This window comes from Actinomadura rubrisoli (assembly GCF_004349215.1).
GTDB classification, from domain to species: domain Bacteria; phylum Actinomycetota; class Actinomycetes; order Streptosporangiales; family Streptosporangiaceae; genus Spirillospora; species Spirillospora rubrisoli.
Window position 1 is genome coordinate 1 of the sequence record NZ_SMKU01000197.1, and the last position, 17,282, is coordinate 17,282.

The following is a 17,282-nucleotide window of genomic DNA, read 5'->3' on the forward strand; positions in this document are numbered from 1 at the left end:
GGGGGGCCTCGGGCGGCGCCCGCACCGTCCATCTGACCAAGGTGTACGGCTCGGGCGACATGGCCGTCCGCGCGCTGGACGAGGTCAGCGTGGTGCTCCCGGCCGGGCGGTTCACCGCGGTCATGGGACCGTCCGGGGCCGGGAAGTCCACGCTGATGCACTGCGTGGCGGGCCTGGAGGACGCCACGTCCGGGAAGGTGTACGTCGGCGACGAGGAGCTGGGAGCCCTGTCGGACCGGCGGCTCACCAAGCTGCGGCGCGAGCGGATCGGGTTCGTGTTCCAGGCGTTCAACCTGCTCCCGACGCTCACCGCGCGCGACAACATCGTCCTGCCGATGACGCTCGCGGGGACGAGCCCCGACCGGGAATGGCTGGACACGGTGGTCCGCGTCCTGCGCCTGGGCGACCGGCTGTCGCACCGGCCGTCGGAGCTGTCGGGCGGGCAGCAGCAGAGGGTGGCGCTGGCGCGCGCGCTGGTCACCCGTCCGCAGATCGTGTTCGCGGACGAGCCGACCGGCAACCTCGACTCCCGCACCGGCGGCGAGGTGCTGACGCTGCTGCGCGGCGCGGTGGACGACCTGGGCCAGACCGTGGCGATGGTCACCCACGACCCGGTCGCGGCCGGGCACGCCGACGCGGTGGTGTTCCTGGCCGACGGCCGTGTCGTGGACGTCATGGAAGCGCCCACGCCCGACCGGGTGCTGGACCGGATGCGCGGGCTGGGGGACCAGTCGTGATCGGGCTCGTCTTCAAGGAGCTGTGGGGGCGCAAGCGGCGCCTGGCCGGGTCGCTGATCGCCGTCTTCCTCGGCGTGACGTTCCTGACGGGGACGCTCGTGCTCGGCGACACCCTCGCCGGCAGCATCGACGGGTACTTCTCGCGCGCCTACGGCGACACCGACGTCAGCATCCGGAACACCACCTCCGTCAGCGACGCCCCGTGGGGCTCGCGCGGGCAGATCGACGCGTCCGTCCTGGACCGGGTGCGGAAGGTGAACGGCGTCGCGAGCGCCGAGCCGGTCATCCAGGGGTCGGGGCAGCTGCTCGGCAAGGACGGGAAGACGATCCAGTCGCGCGGCCCCCGGATGGCGGGCAACTGGCTGACCGATCCCAAGCTCAACCCGTACCGTCTCGCCCAGGGCCGGGCGCCCCGCGCGCCGGACGAGGTCGTCATCAACAAGATGTTCGCCGATGAGGGCAAGCTGAAGGTCGGCGACCGGACGGCGGTGCTGACCCCCGACCGGGTCCCGGTCACCGTCGTCGGCATCAGCAAGTTCGGCGACGAGGACGCGTTCGGGGAGACGTCGTTCACGGCGTTCAGCCTGGAGGGCGCCCGCAAGTACGTCGCGCGGACGTCCGACCGCGTCACCGGGGTCTGGGTGCGCGCCGCGAGCGGGGTCGGCCAGGGCGAGCTGGCCGCGAGGGTCCGGCCCGTTCTCGCGCCCGGGACCGAAGCCGTCACCGGACAGGGGCAGATCGACGAGAGCATGAGCCTTGTAGAGGACGGCTTCCTCCGCGTGTTCCGGATCGTGCTCGGCGCGTTCGGCGGGGTGGCGCTGCTGGTGGCGGCGTTCAGCATCCACAACACGTTCGCGATCACCATGGCGCAGCGGACGCGGGAGTCGGCGCTCCTGCGCGCGCTCGGCGCCGGGCGGCGGCAGGTCGTGACGGTGGTCGGCTTCGAGGCCCTGGTGATCGGCGGCACGGCCACGCTGGCGGGGCTGGCCGGCGGGTACGGGTTCGCCGGGCTGCTGCGGCAGCTGTTCACCCAGTTCCGGATCGGGATCGCGATGGAGGGCCTGGTCGTCTCCGCCACCTCGCTCATGATCGCGGTGCCGGTCGGGCTGCTGGTGACGCTGGTGGCCGCGCTCGGCCCCGCGCTGCGGGCCTCCCGGGTGCCGCCGTTGGCCGCGCTGCGCGAGGTCGCGGCCGAGACGTCCGGACCGTCCGACACCCGGGTCATCGTCGGCGGGGTGCTGGCGGCCGTGTCCGCCGGGACCGTGGTCCTCGGCGCGGTCAACGAGCAGATGGCGATGGCGGCCGCGGGCGCGGTGCTGTGCGTGGTCGCGATGGTCGTGCTCGGACCGGTCGCCGCCCGTCCGGTCGCGGCGATCGTCGGCGGCCCCGCGGCCCGGCTGCGCGGCGTCGCCGGTGCCCTCGCCCGCGACAACGCGGCCCGCAGCCCGCAGCGCACCGCCGGCGCCGCGACCGCCCTGATGATCGGCGTCGGCGTCGTCACGCTGCTGACGGTGTTCATCGGCTCGCTGCGCGCGTCCCTGGAGGACGGCGTCGCCGGGTCGTTCACCGGCGCGATCGTGGTCGACGCCGGCGGCAACGAGACCGGCGGGTTCAGCACGCGGCTCGCCGCGGAGGCGGCCGCGCTGCCGCAGGTCGGCGGCATCGCGGGGATCGGCAAGGGCGAGATGCGGGTGGACGGGCGCACCGCCGTCGCGGGTGTCGGCGACCCGTCCCGCCTCCGGGGCGTCCTGCGGCTGGACGTCACGCAGGGCGGCCTGGCGGACCCGGGCACGTTCGCCGTCTCGAAGAAGATCGCGGACGATCGGGGCTGGCGCGCCGGCTCCCGGGTCGGCGTCCAGTTCGCCGACGGCGCCCGGCAGACCCTCACCGTCGGCGCGGTCTACAAGAACGCCGAACTGGTGGGCGACTACCTGGTGCCGCGCACCGTCTGGAACGCCCACACCCGGCAGCCGCTCGACGTCATGGCGCTCGTGCACGTCAAGCCCGGCGCCTCGTCCGACGACGCGCGCCAGGCCCTGACCGCGCTGGCCAAGCCGTACGGGGCACCGGAGGTGAAGACGCGGGACGCGTTCGTCACCGGGCAGACCGCGGACATGAACGGCTTCATCACCGTCGTCTACGGGATGCTCATCCTGGCGATCGTCATCGCGCTGCTCGGCATCGCCAACACCCTGTCGCTGTCGGTGCACGAGCGGACCCGCGAGCTCGGGCTGCTGCGCGCGGTCGGCGCGAACCGCGGCCAGATCAGGTCGATGGTCCGCTGGGAATCGGTGATCGTCGCGCTGTTCGGCACGGCGGGCGGGCTCGGCCTCGGCGCGTTCCTCGGCTGGGGGCTCGGCACCGCGCTCGGCAACCCGTTCGCGCCGCCGGCCGTCCAGCTGGCGGTCATCGCGCTGGTCGGGGCGGTGGCGGGCGGGCTCGCCGCGATCCGCCCGGCCCGGCGCGCGGCGCGCCTGGCGATCCTGTCCGCGATCGCCGCTCCGTGACCGACGCGGGGGCCGGGAGCGGCGGCCCCGTCCGCCCGCCATCGCGCGGACGGACGGGGCGCCGCGGAGTTCGGGCCCGGCCGGATTCGCGCCCCTGGTCGCGGATAGGGTATGTCCATGCAGGTCAACCAGTCGGGCAAGCTCAGCAACGTCTGCTATGACATCCGGGGTCCGGTGCTCAAGCGTGCCCGGCAGCTGGAGGCCGAGGGGAACAACATCCTCAAGCTGCACATCGGCAACCCGGCGCCGTTCGGGTTCGAGGCTCCGCAGGAGCTCCTCCAGGACATGATCCGCAACCTGCCGGACGCGCACGGCTACAGCGACTCCAAGGGGATCCTGCCCGCCCGCCGCGCCATCGTGCAGCGCTTCGAGGACAGCGGCGTCGAGGGCGTGGACGTTGAGGACGTCTACCTCGGCAACGGCGTGTCCGAGCTGATCGTGATGACCCTCCAGGCGCTGCTCAACGACGGCGACGAGGTGCTGATCCCGGCCCCCGACTACCCGCTGTGGACGGCGTCGGTCTCATTGTGCGGCGGGACGCCCGTCCACTACCTGTGCGACGAGGACGCCGGCTGGGAGCCGAGCCTGGACGACATCGAGGCCAAGCTCGGCGACCGCACCCGCGCCCTGGTGATCATCAACCCGAACAACCCGACCGGCGCCGTCTACTCCCGCGAGGTGCTCGCCCGGATCGTCGAGGTCGCCCGCCGCCGCAACCTGATCATCTTCGCGGACGAGATCTACGACCGGATCCTCTACGACGACGCCGAGCACGTCCCGATCGCCTCGCTGGCCCCCGACCTGCTGTGCCTGACCTTCGGCGGGCTGTCCAAGAACTACCGGGTCGCCGGGTTCCGCTCCGGCTGGGTGGCGCTGTCCGGCCCGAAGAAGCACGCCGAGTCCTACATCGAGGGCCTGGACATCCTGGCCAACATGCGGCTCTGCCCGAACGTCCCGGGCCAGCACGCCATCCAGGCCGCCCTCGGCGGCTACCAGAGCATCGACGACCTCGTCCTGCCGACCGGCCGGCTGGGCGAGCAGCGCGACCGCGCCTGGAAGCTGCTGAACGACCTTCCGGGCGTGAGCTGCGTCCGTCCCGAGGGCGCGCTGTACGTCTTCCCCCGGCTGGACCCCGAGATGTACCCGATCGAGGACGACATGCGCTTCGCCCTCGACCTGCTGGAGCAGCAGAAGATCCTGGTCGTGCAGGGCACCGGGTTCAACTGGCCGTCCACCGACCACTTCCGCGTCGTCACCCTCCAGTACGCCGACGACCTGGAGGAGGCCATCGGCCGCATCGGCGACTTCCTGCACGCCCACCGCCGCTGAGCCATCCCGCTCCGGGCTTGACCCGCGCGGCCCTGATGCAACAAGGCTGGTTGCGGCAGCGGACTGGAGCATTGTGGAATGCGCCGGGCCGCCCTACGGCATCCCGCCGCGCCGGGCGTCGAAGCGGACGCGGGCCGCCCGGATCTCGCCATCGTGCTCCACCGACCACAGCGCGAGCGCCCCGAGCTGATCCTGGAGCGAGCGCCCCAGGCCGGTCAGCGCGTACTCGACCCGCCGCGGATGGACGGTGCGACTGACCAGCCCGTCCCGCTCCAGCATCCGCAGCGTCCGGGTGAGCACCCGCCGGCTCAGCCCGTCCACCGCGCGCCGGAGCACCACGGTCGCCGGGCACGCCTGGTACTCGGCCACGGTGACAGGGGACATGAAAGTGCCTTCTTTCGGGATCCGTTCCGCACGACGCACGATCAGCGTACGCAGCGAACCGAACGAAGGAGCCCTTCCATGCTCGCCGTCTCCGGAGCCTCCGGGCACTTGGGTGGCCTCATCCTGCGCCACCTTCTCGGATGGGTGGACGCCTCTCGTGTCGTCGCCCTGTCCCGCACACCCGACCGCGTCCCGGACCTCGGCATCCGCACCCGGGCGGCCGACTTCGCCGCCCCGGACGGCCTCGTCCGCGCGCTGGACGGCGTCGAACGCCTCCTGCTCGTCAGCGTCGACGCGATCACCGGACGAGCGCCCCTGCACGCGGCCGCGATCAAGGCCGCCACCAAGGCGGGTGTCGGCCACATCATCTACACCTCGACCACGCGCGCCGGAGACCCCGGAAACCCCAGCGCCGTTGCCCCCGACCACCACGAAACCGAACGGCTGCTGGCCGCGTCTGTTCCGGCGTTCACGTCCCTGCGCTTCAACATCTGGCCCGAGACGCTGACGTACATGGGCATCGCCCAGCGCGCCGTGGCCGCCGGAGAGCTGCCGAGCAACGCGGGCGACGGCCGCGTCGCCTACCTCACCAGGGACGACAGCGCCGCGGTGGCCGCCGCCGTCCTCGCCGAGGGCGGCTCCAAGGGCGAGCTGCTGGAGATCACCGGCCCCGCCGCCGTCAGCGACGCCGACCTCGCCGCGATCCTCGCCGAGACGTCGGGCCGCCCCGTCCGGCACGTCCCGGTCGCCGAGGCCGCCCCGCGGCTGACCGCGATGGGCACACCGGCGCCGCCGGCCCAAGCCTGGGCGGGCGGCCTGGCCTGGGGGTTGAAGGGGATCTAGTCGGCGGCGGCGTCGAGGCGGCGGAGGGCGCCGCGGACGACGTCGGGGTCGGTCGTGGCCCAGAACGGTGGGAGCGAGCTCTTGAGGAAGCCGCCATAACGGGCGGTGGCCAGGCGCGGGTCGAGGACGGCGACGACGCCCCGGTCGTCCATGGAACGCAGCAGGCGACCCGCGCCCTGCGCCAGCAGCAGCGCAGCGTGCGTGGCCGCGACCGCCATGAAGCCGTTGCCGCCGTGCGCCGCCACCGCCCGCGACCGCGCCGACGACACCGGGTCGTCCGGGCGGGGGAAGGGGATGCGGTCCATGATGACGAGCTGGAGCGACGGCCCCGGCACGTCCACGCCCTGCCACAGCGACAGGGTGCCGAACAGGCAGGTCCGCTCGTCCTCGGCGAACTGCTTGACCAGCAGGGACGTGGCGTCGTCGCCCTGGCACAGTAGCGGATGGGACAGGTGGTCCTTCAGCTCGTCGGCGGCCTGCCGGGCCGCCCGCATCGAGGAGAACAGCCCCAGCGTGCGGCCGCCCGCCGCCTCGATCAGCTCGGTGATCTCCGTCAGGTAGGCGTCGGCGAGCCCGTCGCGTCCCGGCTGGGGGAGATGGCGGGCGACGTACAGGATGCCCGCTTTCGGGTGGTCGAACGGTGAGCCGACGTCCAGGCCGGACCAGACGAGCGGCTTGCCCTCCTCGCCCTCCTTGGTCGCGGTGTGGGCGAGGCCCTCCGCCGCGGTCTTCGCGTCCTTGGGGGCGTTCTCGGTGAGCGGCGGCAGCCCCCACTGGCGCGCCAGCGGCTCGAACGACCCGCCCAACGTGAGCGTCGCCGAGGTGAGCACAGCGGTGCGCCGCTCGAACAGCGTCGTCCGCAGCAGCCCGCCCACCCCGATCGGCGCGACGCGCAGCGACGTCGGGCGCGGGGGCCGCCCGTCCTGGACGAACGGCTTCTCCAGCCACACCACGTCGAAGCGCTGGGCGATCTCGGGCTGGAACGCCTCAAGCAGCCGTACGGCGGTGTTGTGCAGGTCTTCCAGCGAGGACCGCGCGGCCTTGCGCGCCGCCATGTCGCCGGGGTCGCCGTCCTTCTTCTCCGGTCCGATCGCGGTGACGCAGGCGTGCGCGGCGTCCCGTACGGCGGCGAGGGTGGTGCCCAAGGCGGGGGACAGGACGTCCATACGCCCGCCGGGGAGGTCTTCGAGGACGATCCCGAGGCCCTCCGCCGACTCCTTGAGACGGTCGGCGATGCCCTCCTCCATGAGCCGTCCGCACCGCCGCGCCGCGGCCTCGACGGCCGAGGCGCTCAGATCCTCGGTGGCGACGGACGTGACCCGGTCGACCAGGTCGTGCGCCTCGTCCACGATCACCACGTCGTGCTCGGGCAGGACCTGGAACTCCTCCAGCGCGTCGATCGCCAGCAGCGCGTGATTGGTGACGACGATGTGCGCCTCGCCCGCCTCGGCGCGCGCCAGCTCGGCGAAGCACTCGGTGCCCTGCGGGCAGCGCTGCGCGCCCAGGCACTCCTTCGCGGTCACCGCCACCTGCCGCCACGCCTGCTCGCTCACCCCCGGGACGAGCTCGTCGCGGTCCCCGGTCCGCGTCTCCTCGGCCCACTCGTTCAGCCGTTTGACGTGCCGTCCCAGCGTGGAGAGCTGCTGCGGATCGAACAGGCTCTGGCCGGGCTCGTCCTCCTCGGGCACGCCCGTCTGCACCCGGTGCAGGCACAGGTAGTTGCGACGGCCCTTGAGGATCGCGAACTTCAGCTCGGTGCCCAGCATCGGCCCCAGCGCCTCGGCCAACCGGGGCAGGTCGCGGTCGACGAGCTGACGCTGCAACGCGATCGTCGCCGTGGAGACCACCACCGTGGTCTTGTTCTCGATCGCGTACCGGATCGCCGGGATCAGGTAGGCCAGCGACTTCCCCGTCCCGGTACCGGCCTGCGCGGCGACGTGCTCGCCCGAGCCGATCGCCTTCTCCACCGCCCGGGCCATCTCCACCTGCCCGGGACGCTCAGCGCCCCCGACGGCCTCGACGGCGGCGACCAGCAAGGTCGCCATGTCTGGAATCTGGGTATCGCTGCCGGTCAGCAGATCAGGGGCGGGCACGTCGCCCAACGCTACCGTCCACGGCGGACAACCGCGCCCAGAAGCGGCGACCCTCACGCCGCGGACCTCTGGCAGATCGTCGCTGACGACCCTCCTGCCCGGTCGTTGGCCGGGGTCGGCCAAAATGGGGGCGTGTCCGCAGAAAGAGAAGTCCTGACCTGGGAGTTGTTCGGCGCCGCCGGCCGCGAGCTGGCACAGGTGATCGCCGACAGCGGCTACCGCCCCGACCTCATCCTGTCCATCGCGCGCGGCGGCCTGTTCGTCGCCGGCTCCCTCGGCTACGCGCTGGACGTCAAGAACCTGCACGTGATGAACGTCGAGTTCTACACGGGCGTCGATCAGCGCCTCGACCTCCCGGTCATGCTCCCCCCGGTGCCCAACGCCGTCGACCTGTCCGGCGCCAAGGTCCTGATCGCCGACGACGTCGCCGACACCGGCGCCACCCTCAAGCTCGTCCGCGACTTTTGCGCCAACCACGTCGCCGACGTCCGCTGCGCCGTCGTCTACGAAAAGCCCCACTCGACCGTCAAGTGCGAGTACGTCTGGCGCCACACCGACCGCTGGATCAACTTCCCCTGGTCGACCGAGCCGCCCGTGGTCAGCAAGCCCCGGCGGGTCCTGGACGCCTGAGTTATCCACAGGTTCGGGATTCGCTTCGGGACGCTGCCCGGGGCTGCCAATGTCGATGACATGCAGCAACTAGTGATCCGCACCGCCCAGGACGCCATCGCCGCCGTTCCCTACCTGCTGGGCTTCCACCCGTCCCGCAGCCTCGTGGTGATCGGCTTCGACGGCCCTCACCACACATGCGCCATCCGGCTCGATTTACCGTCGTCCGCTCCCGACCGGGTGGCCGGCATGCTCGCCCGCAACGGCTTCCGCCGCACGCTCCTCCTCGGCTACGGCGCCCCGGCCGAGGTCGCCACCGCCGCCGACACCATGCGCGCCGCCCTGGCGGCCACCGGCCTTGAGGTCGCCGAGGCGATCCGCGTCTCGGACGGCCGCTGGTGGTCCCTCACCTGCCACGACGAATGCTGCCCGCCCGAAGGCGCCCCTTACGACATCACCACCAGCGCCCTCGCCGCCCAGGCCACCTTCGCCGGCCACGTCGCCCTGGCCGACCGCTCCGAGCTGGCCCGCTCCATCGAGCCGCTCGACGGCCCGTCCCGCGACTCCATGCGCGAGGCCACCGACCGCGCCGAGAGACGCTTCCTCCGCTGGGCCCGCGAAGACACCACCTCCACCAGCCTTCAAACCCGCACGATCGCCGAAGGGCTCACGTTCCTGCCGTCCCTCCTCACCCGCGCCCGCGCGGGCCACGACCCCACCGACGACGAGGTCGCCTGGCTCGGCTTCCTCCTTACCGAAATACGCGTCCGCGACGAGGCATGGGTCCGCATCGACGAAGACTCCCCGGCGGCCGACATCACCTTCTGGCGCAACATCCTCCGCCGAGTAGAAGCCCCCTACGCCGCCGCCCCGGCCGCCCTCCTGGCCTTCGCCGCCTACTCCGCCGGCGACGGCGGGCTGGCCAACGTCGCCCTCCAACGCGCCCTAGACGCCGACCCCTCCTACTCCATGGCCGTCCTCCTCCACGACCTCATCACCGCAGGCATCCCACCCACCAACACCCGCATGCGCATGACGCCCCAAGAACTAGCCGCCGCCTACCAAGAAGAGGAGGCCAGCTAACCCACTGACCAACCCCGCCCAGTCAGCCCTCAGCACAGACGCCCATCCACCCAGACCCACCGCACGCCCACCACCAGGAGAGGCCCCGTCCACACGGGCCCACATCCCCGCCCGTGCGTTCGCGCGGGGTCGCGTTCGCGCGGGGCCGTTCGCGAAGAAGCCGCCCACTCAGGAGGCCAATTCTCCAAACTCAGGTTTCCCGCAGCTCCGGCTTCCCGCGCCGGGCTCAACTCCCGGTGCGGGAAGCCAGCCGGACGCACCGGTACCGCCGCCCCGCACCACGGGGAGGCAACGCACCGCTCGCCCAGCGGTCCCCGGACTCCGGCTTCGGGTGGGGAGGCGGCGGAGCTGAGGGTGGTCACCTCTTCGTTGGGCGGCGGTCGTTACTGCTTGGGGGTGGGGTGGAAGGCCAGCAGTCTCCACTTGCCGTCTTCGCGTACCCAGACCGCCAGCGTGACGTTGCTCAGATGCTTCGGCTCGCCACCTGCGGTGAAGTCGGCTTCCATCTCGCCTAGCACGACCGCGGTGTCGCCCGCGAGGGAGATCCGGTGGACGGGGTGGTCGATTCGGTGGAAGTCCCATACGCGGTCCCTGAGCTTGCGGATGTAGGACTCGTAGGTCTCGGTCGCCCCGTTGGTGTGGGTGAGCACCAGCTCCGGATGGCACAGCTCCGCCAGCGCGTCTGCGTCCTGCGCGATCAGGGCCTCGAACCGCTTCCGGTCCAGCAGCCTTATCGTCTCGGCGGTATCAATAGCCTGACCAGTCATGATCTTGAAGTTACCCGACTGGGCTTTTCGTCGATACCCGCTTGATGGCCGTACCCGGTCACCTTAAGGGATGGGCTCCTAGGCCGGGAAGGGCCATCTGGCTCTTTCCGCATGTGTTGACTGCGACTTTTCTGTCGTCCGGAATTGATCATGCTGGACTCTTTCCGTTGCGACCGGTGGAACGGGAGGTGAAGCCGTGACGTGGCAGAGATCTTGCTGGTCGTAGCTCGTTGTCACCTCTGGTGGAGCCGGTCTGCCGATTGCCGAGAGGTCCGGCGGTTTCGTTTGGGGGCGGGTGGTTTGAAATCCCTTACGACGTGCGCTGCAAAGGGTGGCGTGCAGGTCAGGCGCGGGGTGGGAGCAGGGCGCTGGGCTCGGTGACATGTCCGTAGCGGCGGCGATCCTGATGTCGAACGCGGTGGCCAGGGCGGTTGCGGCGCAGGTGGGCCGGTGGACCGGGTGCTGGGGGCCGGCGCCGGCTTGTGCCGACGCGGGTCTGCCTCGTTGCCGTCCGGTGGTCATGAACTGCTGGGGGCGAGCGCTGAAGAGCGGGGGTCGCCGGGCGGAACAGTGCGAATCCGCTGCATGTTCGATGATCTTGATCGGCCACGATGCGGGTCGGCGGTTTCGGTAATGGAGATGACGCAGTGTCGCCGTGACCGCTTGTGACCAGCAAGATCACGTCGGCGGGGGCCCGTTTCCGTCAATGGCGTTCGAGTGGGCGGGGCAAACGAACGAGCGCGCGATTAGCACGGGCACATGCTTTGTGTCAATGGCCGGTCCCGGCCATACGCCATGATCGCCTTCGAGTGCGGTGCTTTGCTAGCTTGACCGTGCCAGTGGATATGCTCGTGAAGCTGGTCAGATATAGGGGATTCAAAACGGTGGACCGGTGCATTCACCGTTTATAGTATGATCATGCGAAACCCTGTTAGCGGGGTTCCGCCATCACAGGCCCGTTTATCGATGTGCGTCTGTCTCAGGGGGAAGCGGCTCGGGGCGAAGTCAACAGCTGCCGGAAAGAGTGCAATTTACGGACACCCCGCAAACGGGAGATTTCAGCATGGGTCAAAGCGGGCAATCTGCAAGCGAGGTCACCACACCACCCGACTATGGGCTGATCAGCCCCATATCCCTTCCAGACGACGGCAGGATTCCCGACGCGACGGCGGGATCCTCCACTCCGGCGGAGTACGACAGCTACTTCCGCCTCATGCGCGAACGGCCGGAGCTGGCGACCTGGTCGCAGTCCTGCATGGAGGTCCAGCGACGGGTCCTCAACGATCTGGACGCGACGGGGCTGTCGGCCCAGGATCGCTGCGACATGCTGGCCGGCTTCCTGGTCGTCCTGCACAGCACCTTGGAGAAGTGGCTCGATCTCCACGGCGCCGCGGAGGTGCACCGATGACCGGAGACGAGCCGCTCGGGCAGATCCCGCCCGGGGCGGACGATGCCGTGATCCGCTGGAAACTGGGCCACCAGGCGTTCCACCTGAACCTGGCCGTGATGAACACGGGTCTCCGGGAGGCCCGCGAATCGCTTGAGGACGGCCGCTGGCCCGAGCTGGTGGAGCGGCTCGACCGGCTCGGAGTCCTCTACGACGCCGCGACCGCGACCATGCGGTACGCCGCCGACTTCAGCCAGGAACTGTACGAGAAGCTGATCCGTCCGTCGATGGCCCCGCCCTTCGTGAGCCCGGGCTTCTCCGGAAATCTCAACCTCGAACACGAGCAGATGCTCGGCCGGCTCCGCGACCTGCGCCGGCGGCTCAAGGAGATCGAACGTGCGGGCAGCGCGCCGGCCGCGGTGGTCGAGGCGGCCACCCGGCTGCGGACGGCGCAGGCACGCAATCGCAGGAACCACATGTTCGTCTGCCAGCAATTCGTGCCGGACGGCGCTTCCCTGCTCAGCGAGTACTTCTCATCCCGAAAGACCAACGAGGACCGTCAATCGAACACCGTCATGGAGGCGACACAGAAATGATCACCGTCATCGAGACCTGGCGCATCAAGGACGAGTACACCGACCGGGTCCACGAGCTCATGCAGCAGATGGACAACAAGGTCGGGCCGCCCGCGCACGAGCACCCGGCCTTCCTCGGCCACGCCACGTTCCTCCAGTACGAGAAGGAACCCAACAAGGTCCTGGTCATGTACCCCTGGCGCAGCCAGGCCGAGGCGGAGGAGCTGATCGCGGGCGAGGGGCCGCTCATCAACGAGTTCGAGGCCAAGTACTGCGAGGCGCCCCGCGAGGTCGCCTACCTCAGCGAAGTGCCCCACGCCCACGACATGGAGGGATGAGCTCCCCATGGAGGGCAAGGCCACGCCCGGCCGCGACCATCGCCGGGATGAAGGTGGCGAATGACCGACGAACCACGTGACTGGCTCCCGGCCGAGTTCGAAGAGCACGGCCGGGAGCTGCTCGCGACGATCCGCGAGCACTTCGAGTCGATCCGCGACGTCCCGGTAACGGTCCCGCGTTCGAGCGCGGACCTGATGGCGTCCCTGCGGACGGAGCTGCCGGAGACGGGTGAGGACTTCGCGCGGATCCTGGGCGACACGCGCGAGCAGGTGATGCCGTACGTGGTGCACTGGAACCACCCGTCCTTCTACGGCTACTTCGCCAATAGCGCCAGCTTCCCCGGCATCCTGGCCGAGACGCTGAGCGCGGCCCTGAACGTCAACGCGATGCTGTGGAAGAGCGGGCCGGCCGCGTCCGCGCTCGAACGCGTCGTGCTGGGTTGGCTCGCGCAGCTGGTCGGGTATCCCGAGGAGGCCGACGGCGTCCTGGTCAACGGCGCCTCGCTGGCCACCCTGTACGCACTGGCCGCGGCCAGGGACGCGGCGCTGGGCGACGACGTGCGCGTCCTCGGCACTGCGGGACGCGATCTTCCCGTGCTGAGGGTCTACACCTCCGACCAGGCGCACAGCTCGGTCGAGAAGGCGGCGATCACGCTCGGCCTGGGGCAGGCGAACGTGCTGAAGCTGCGCTCGGACGAGCAGGGACGGCTGCGGGCCGACACGCTGGACGAGGCGATCCGGCGTGACCTGGCCGACGGCGTCAAGCCCGTGGCGGTGGTCGCCACCGTGGGCACGACGTCCATCGGTGCGGCGGACCCGGTTCCCGCGCTCGCCGAGGTGTGCGCGCGCCATGGTGTGTGGCTGCACGTCGACGCCGCCTATGGCGGCTTCTGGCGCGTGGCGCCGTCGCTGGCCGACAGTGCCGAAGACCTGACCGCGGCCGATTCGCTGGTGGTGAACCCGCACAAGTGCCTGTACGCGCCAATGGAGGTGACGGCGTTCTACTGCCGGCGCCGCGGCGCGCTGGCACGCACCTTCCGGCTGGTACCCGAGTACCTGACCTCACCGCAGGACGACGAGATCGTCGACTTCATGGACCTGTCGCCGCAGCTCGGCCGTAGCTTCCGCGCGCTCAAGGTGTGGTGGATCATCAGGTCGTTCGGCCGCCAGGGCCTGGCCGACCGCCTTGAGCACAGCGTGCGGCTCGCGGAGTGGCTGCGCGGCGAGGTGGCGCGGCACCCGGACTGGCGGTGCCCCGTCACGTCCATCTACCCGCTGGTGTGCCTGCGGTTCGAGCCGGAGGGGATCCGTGACCTTACCGAGAGCGACCGGCGCAAGCTTCATGACATGCTGAACGCCGACATCGTCGGCGATCTGAACGCGTCGGGCGACGCGTTCGTGTCGCACACGGTTCTCGACGACGGGTACGTGATCAGGGTGTCGATCGGCAACATCCACACGTCCCGCGCCGATGTCGAACGCCTGTGGCGGCGGCTCACCGAGATCGCCGAGCGGCGGTACGCCCAATGCGCGGACGCGGCGAGCGCATCGCCGGCCGGACCGCGCCACGAAACAGCGAGCTAGAGCGGCGGCAGGATGGCAACCACGCAGCGGGAACCGGTCAATCTCCGGCGGAGCCTGCACGTCCCGGGGCTGGTCGCCCACTACATCACGTCCGTGATCGGGGTCGGCGTGCTGATCCTGCCCGGGCACGCGGCGGCGGAGGCCGGGCCGCTGTCGCTCGCGGCGTGGGCGCTGCTGATCGTCTACTCCTATCCGCTGGCCCTGATCTTCGCGCGGCTGTCGGTCCGGCATCCGACCTCGCGCGGGATCGCCGAGTTCATCGAGGACGCCTTCGGGCCGAGGGCCGCGAACCTGGTGGCGGCGGCCCTCATGCTGGCGCTGATCATCGCCAACCCGGTCCTCGGCCTGGCGGCCGCCCGGTACCTGCTGAACATCTGGGACTCCACGCCGGGCATCCCGCAGATCGTCCTCATCGGGTACCTGATCATGGTCGGCTCGATCCTGTTCAACCTGCTGGGCGTGAAGATCAGCAGTAGGGTCCAGACAGGGGTGCTGGCCACACTGATCGGGTTCCTGGTGATCGTGATGGTCATCGCCATGCCCGAGGCCGACACCGCGAACCTCGACCCGGTCGCTCCGCACGGCTGGCTGGCCCTGGGGCAGGCGCTCATCATCTGCTTCTTCGGCTTCATCGGATGGGAGAACGCCGCACCCGTCGCCGAGGAGGTCGTCGACCCCCGCCGGACCTTCCCCCGGGCGATCCTCCTGGCCGTCTTCGGGGTGGGCGCCCTCTATCTGGCGATGGCCGTGACGATCATCCTCGTGCTGCCGCCCGGAGCCGCGGAGGGCAAGCAGATCACGGCCTTCGCGACGCTGCTCCAGATCGCCAGCGGCCGGGAGATGTCCCAGGTGGGCAACATCGTGGCCATCGTGCTGCTGCTGCTGGCGACCAACTCCTGGGTGCTCGGGACGTCGCGCGTCATCTTCTCCAGCGCCCGGGAGGGGATGCTCCCGGCGGCTCTGACCCGGGTCTCGGGCCGCAACGGCGTTCCCTACGGCGCCCTGCTGTTCCTCATCCCGGGCTACGGCGTGCCCGTCGGGCTCCTGGCGCTGACCCGCAGCTCCGAGATGTGGTTGATCACCGCGACCTCGGCGACCTTCCTGCTGATCTTCCTGGCGACGTTCCTCGCCGCCCACCGGCTCCTGGAAGGGCGCGCGATCCGGCGCTGCAACATCCTGCTCATCGTCGTGACGGCCTGCATCCTGCCGTTCTTCGGCATCAGCCTCGTGTACGCGCTGGCTCTCGTCATCCTCGCCTACGTGCTCACCGTGCCGCGAGACAAGGGACGGCGGCGCGGCCTGGCGAAGCGCCGAGTCCAGCAGGAGAACGAATCCTAAGACGTTGGTTCCCGACCGGCCGCCGGCCGGTACCACCGCTTCGCCAAGGAGGACGACGGTGCCCGACGAGATCACCCCTCGCTTCCGCTCCATGCTCGACCGGTTCGTGGCCTTCAAGGCCGCCAAGGTCGCGACGTCGCCCGACGGCCGCTCGTTCGGCCTGGCCTCCAACGAGTCGCCGAACGGCCCGCTCCCCTCGGTGCTTGAGGCGATCAACCAGGCGGCTCTGCAAGCCAACCGTTACCCCGACTTCAACTGCACCGCGCTGATCGAGGCGATCAGCGCCACGTTCAAGGTCCCCGCGGAGCATGTCGCGGTGGGCTGCGGCTCGGTCGGCGTCACCAAGATGTTGGTGGAGGCGGTGGCCGAGCCCGGCACCGAGGTGCTGTTCGCCTGGCGGTCGTTCGAGGTCTACCCGGTGCTGGTGGGGCTGACGGGCGCCACCGCCGTCACGGTGCCGCTCAAGGACGAGCGGCACGACCTTGAGGCGATGGCCGACGCCGTCACCGAGCGGACCCGCCTGATCCTCATCTGCAACCCCAACAACCCGACCGGCACGGTCGTCGGCCGGGCCGAGTTCGAGGCGTTCCTGGACCGGGTCCCCGCGGACTGCCTGGTGGTGCTCGACGAGGCGTACGGCGAGTACGTCCGGGACGATGACGTGGCGGACGGCCTGGAGCTCTACCGCGACCGGCCCAACCTCGTTGTCCTGCGGACCTTCTCCAAGGCGTACGGGCTGGCCTCGCTCCGGGCCGGATTCATGGTCGCCCACCCGGTGGTGGCGGAGGCCGCGCGCAAGACCGCCCTGTCGTTCGCCGTGAACGGGGTCGTCCAGGCCGCGGCGGTGGCCTCTCTGGCGGCCACCGACGAACTGCTGGCGCGGGTCGCCGACACCGTCAAGGAACGCGAGCGCGTCCGCGACACCCTGCTGTCCTGCGATTGGACGGTGCCGTCCAGCGAGGCGAACTTCCTCTGGCTGCCGCTGGGGGAGCCGACGGCGGAGTTCGCCGCCGCGTGCGAGGCGCAGGGGGTCGCCGTCAGGGCCTTCCCGGACGAGGGCGTCCGCGTCTCGATAGGCTCGCCCGACGAGAACGACGCTTTCCTCGCCGTCGCCCGCGCCTTCACCACCGGACGCCGGGCGTGAGCATCGAATCCGGGAGACCACCGATGGACCGCCTGACCGCCGCCGCACGCGCCCTGATCGACGCCGCCGAGCACGCGACCGTGGCGACGATCCAACCCGACGGGCAGCCTCAGCTGTCGGTGGTGTGGGTGAAGACCGACGGGGACGACGTTCTGTTCTCGACGGTCGTCGGCCGCCGCAAGCACAAGAACCTGCTGCGCGACCCCCGGATCACCCTGCTCGTCTTCGCCCGGGACTCGCCCGATCGCTACGTCGAGGTGCGCGGCCGTGCTGTCATCGAGGACGATCCCGACAAGACGCTCATTAATGAATTGAGCCTCCGCTACGACGGGAAGCCCTTCCAGGACGCGCCGGGCAACGAGCGGCTGATCGTCCGCATCACCCCGTCGAAGATCGTGACCCGCGAACTCTGAGCACCGCCGTCCTCGATCGGCTTCCGGCCAACCCGGTCACCTGGGCGAAGTCGACACGAGCACCCGGCCGCCCCCGGGGCGGCCAGTCGGTCAGTCGGCCAGCCGGTCCGAGCGGCCGATCGGTCCGATCGGTCCGGCTGGCCGACTGACC

At 70.7% G+C, this 17,282-nt stretch carries 16 protein-coding genes; 13 read left to right on the forward strand and 3 right to left on the reverse strand.

All coding sequences use genetic code 11. From position 1 onward, the window contains the following. The first annotated feature begins 32 nt into the window (after positions 1-32). From E1298_RS29515 to E1298_RS29525, 3 genes are all read left to right on the forward strand, one after another. A complete protein-coding gene (locus E1298_RS29515; RefSeq protein ID WP_131899017.1) occupies positions 33-737 on the forward strand; it encodes an ABC transporter ATP-binding protein in 705 nt (234 codons plus the stop codon). Then, positions 734-3,244: an ABC transporter permease gene (locus E1298_RS29520; RefSeq protein WP_131898989.1), complete on the forward strand. Its 2,511-nt coding sequence runs from the start codon at positions 734-736 to the stop codon at positions 3,242-3,244. The genes E1298_RS29515 and E1298_RS29520 overlap by 4 nt, the downstream gene beginning before the upstream one ends. A 117-nt stretch (positions 3,245-3,361) precedes the next feature. Further along, on the forward strand, positions 3,362-4,573 hold the full coding sequence (locus tag E1298_RS29525; RefSeq protein ID WP_131898991.1) for a pyridoxal phosphate-dependent aminotransferase: 1,212 nt from the start codon (positions 3,362-3,364) through the stop codon (positions 4,571-4,573). 93 nt (positions 4,574-4,666) lie between these two features. Here the strand turns inward: E1298_RS29525 and E1298_RS29530 are convergent, their stop codons facing one another. Beyond that, complete coding sequence (locus tag E1298_RS29530) at positions 4,667-4,957, reverse strand: winged helix-turn-helix transcriptional regulator (protein WP_131898993.1); 291 nt, start codon at positions 4,955-4,957, stop codon at positions 4,667-4,669. Positions 4,958-5,035: 78 nt separating this feature from the next. Between E1298_RS29530 and E1298_RS29535 the strand changes: the two genes are divergently transcribed. Continuing rightward, a complete protein-coding gene (locus E1298_RS29535; protein ID WP_131898995.1) occupies positions 5,036-5,800 on the forward strand; it encodes an NAD(P)H-binding protein in 765 nt (254 codons plus the stop codon). Here the strand turns inward: E1298_RS29535 and E1298_RS29540 are convergent. Further along, positions 5,797-7,845 (reverse strand): ATP-dependent DNA helicase, encoded by a 2,049-nt coding sequence (locus tag E1298_RS29540; protein WP_207944911.1) that lies wholly within the window; start codon positions 7,843-7,845, stop codon positions 5,797-5,799. The genes E1298_RS29535 and E1298_RS29540 overlap by 4 nt on opposite strands. Before the next feature lie 180 nt (positions 7,846-8,025). Here E1298_RS29540 and E1298_RS29545 point away from each other — a divergent pair, with 180 nt between their 5' ends. After that, the gene (locus E1298_RS29545; protein ID WP_131898997.1) at positions 8,026-8,523 is read left to right on the forward strand and encodes a phosphoribosyltransferase; all 498 of its coding nucleotides are present in this window, start codon (positions 8,026-8,028) and stop codon (positions 8,521-8,523) included. 60 nt (positions 8,524-8,583) lie between these two features. Further along, on the forward strand, positions 8,584-9,585 hold the full coding sequence (locus E1298_RS29550) for a DUF4192 domain-containing protein (RefSeq protein ID WP_131898999.1): 1,002 nt from the start codon (positions 8,584-8,586) through the stop codon (positions 9,583-9,585). Positions 9,586-9,968: 383 nt separating this feature from the next. Here E1298_RS29550 and E1298_RS29555 read toward each other — a convergent pair whose 3' ends face one another. Continuing rightward, positions 9,969-10,352: a nuclear transport factor 2 family protein gene (locus E1298_RS29555; protein WP_131899001.1), complete on the reverse strand. Its 384-nt coding sequence runs from the start codon at positions 10,350-10,352 to the stop codon at positions 9,969-9,971. A 1,063-nt stretch (positions 10,353-11,415) separates the two neighbouring features. Here E1298_RS29555 and E1298_RS29560 point away from each other — a divergent pair. Genes E1298_RS29560 through E1298_RS29590 form a run of 7 tightly spaced genes read left to right on the forward strand, consistent with a single transcriptional unit; the run spans position 11,416 to position 17,131 of the window. Beyond that, positions 11,416-11,760, forward strand: coding sequence for a hypothetical protein (locus tag E1298_RS29560; RefSeq protein WP_131899003.1), 345 nt, complete (start codon positions 11,416-11,418; stop codon positions 11,758-11,760). Beyond that, positions 11,757-12,335 carry a hypothetical protein gene (locus E1298_RS29565; RefSeq protein WP_131899005.1) on the forward strand — a complete coding sequence of 193 codons (579 nt, stop codon included), beginning with the start codon at positions 11,757-11,759 and terminating at the stop codon, positions 12,333-12,335. The genes E1298_RS29560 and E1298_RS29565 overlap by 4 nt, the downstream gene beginning before the upstream one ends. Then, on the forward strand, positions 12,332-12,652 hold the full coding sequence (locus E1298_RS29570; RefSeq protein WP_131899007.1) for a hypothetical protein: 321 nt from the start codon (positions 12,332-12,334) through the stop codon (positions 12,650-12,652). The genes E1298_RS29565 and E1298_RS29570 overlap by 4 nt, the downstream gene beginning before the upstream one ends. Before the next feature lie 60 nt (positions 12,653-12,712). Beyond that, positions 12,713-14,236 carry a pyridoxal phosphate-dependent decarboxylase family protein gene (locus tag E1298_RS29575; protein WP_131899009.1) on the forward strand — a complete coding sequence of 508 codons (1,524 nt, stop codon included), beginning with the start codon at positions 12,713-12,715 and terminating at the stop codon, positions 14,234-14,236. Between the two features lie 12 nt (positions 14,237-14,248). Then, a complete protein-coding gene (locus tag E1298_RS29580) occupies positions 14,249-15,574 on the forward strand; it encodes an APC family permease (protein WP_131899011.1) in 1,326 nt (441 codons plus the stop codon). Positions 15,575-15,632: 58 nt separating this feature from the next. Beyond that, positions 15,633-16,718 carry a histidinol-phosphate transaminase gene (locus tag E1298_RS29585; RefSeq protein ID WP_131899013.1) on the forward strand — a complete coding sequence of 362 codons (1,086 nt, stop codon included), beginning with the start codon at positions 15,633-15,635 and terminating at the stop codon, positions 16,716-16,718. A 23-nt stretch (positions 16,719-16,741) separates the two neighbouring features. Next, positions 16,742-17,131 (forward strand): PPOX class F420-dependent oxidoreductase, encoded by a 390-nt coding sequence (locus E1298_RS29590; RefSeq protein WP_131899015.1) that lies wholly within the window; start codon positions 16,742-16,744, stop codon positions 17,129-17,131. The last annotated feature ends 151 nt before the right edge of the window (positions 17,132-17,282 follow it).

What these genes read in the sequence shown, in the direction of transcription:
- E1298_RS29570 (WP_131899007.1), top strand. Translation starts at nt 12,332, where the DNA reads ATGATCACCGTCATCGAGACCTGGCGCATCAAGGACGAGTACACCGAC.
- E1298_RS29590 (WP_131899015.1), top strand. Translation starts at nt 16,742, where the DNA reads ATGGACCGCCTGACCGCCGCCGCACGCGCCCTGATCGACGCCGCCGAG.
- E1298_RS29540 (WP_207944911.1), bottom strand. Translation starts at nt 7,845, where the DNA reads ATGGCGACCTTGCTGGTCGCCGCCGTCGAGGCCGTCGGGGGCGCTGAG.
- E1298_RS29580 (WP_131899011.1), top strand. Translation starts at nt 14,249, where the DNA reads ATGGCAACCACGCAGCGGGAACCGGTCAATCTCCGGCGGAGCCTGCAC.
- E1298_RS29525 (WP_131898991.1), top strand. Translation starts at nt 3,362, where the DNA reads ATGCAGGTCAACCAGTCGGGCAAGCTCAGCAACGTCTGCTATGACATC.
- E1298_RS29530 (WP_131898993.1), bottom strand. Translation starts at nt 4,957, where the DNA reads ATGTCCCCTGTCACCGTGGCCGAGTACCAGGCGTGCCCGGCGACCGTG.
- E1298_RS29550 (WP_131898999.1), top strand. Translation starts at nt 8,584, where the DNA reads ATGCAGCAACTAGTGATCCGCACCGCCCAGGACGCCATCGCCGCCGTT.
- E1298_RS29555 (WP_131899001.1), bottom strand. Translation starts at nt 10,352, where the DNA reads ATGACTGGTCAGGCTATTGATACCGCCGAGACGATAAGGCTGCTGGAC.
- E1298_RS29535 (WP_131898995.1), top strand. Translation starts at nt 5,036, where the DNA reads ATGCTCGCCGTCTCCGGAGCCTCCGGGCACTTGGGTGGCCTCATCCTG.
- E1298_RS29575 (WP_131899009.1), top strand. Translation starts at nt 12,713, where the DNA reads ATGACCGACGAACCACGTGACTGGCTCCCGGCCGAGTTCGAAGAGCAC.
- E1298_RS29565 (WP_131899005.1), top strand. Translation starts at nt 11,757, where the DNA reads ATGACCGGAGACGAGCCGCTCGGGCAGATCCCGCCCGGGGCGGACGAT.
- E1298_RS29560 (WP_131899003.1), top strand. Translation starts at nt 11,416, where the DNA reads ATGGGTCAAAGCGGGCAATCTGCAAGCGAGGTCACCACACCACCCGAC.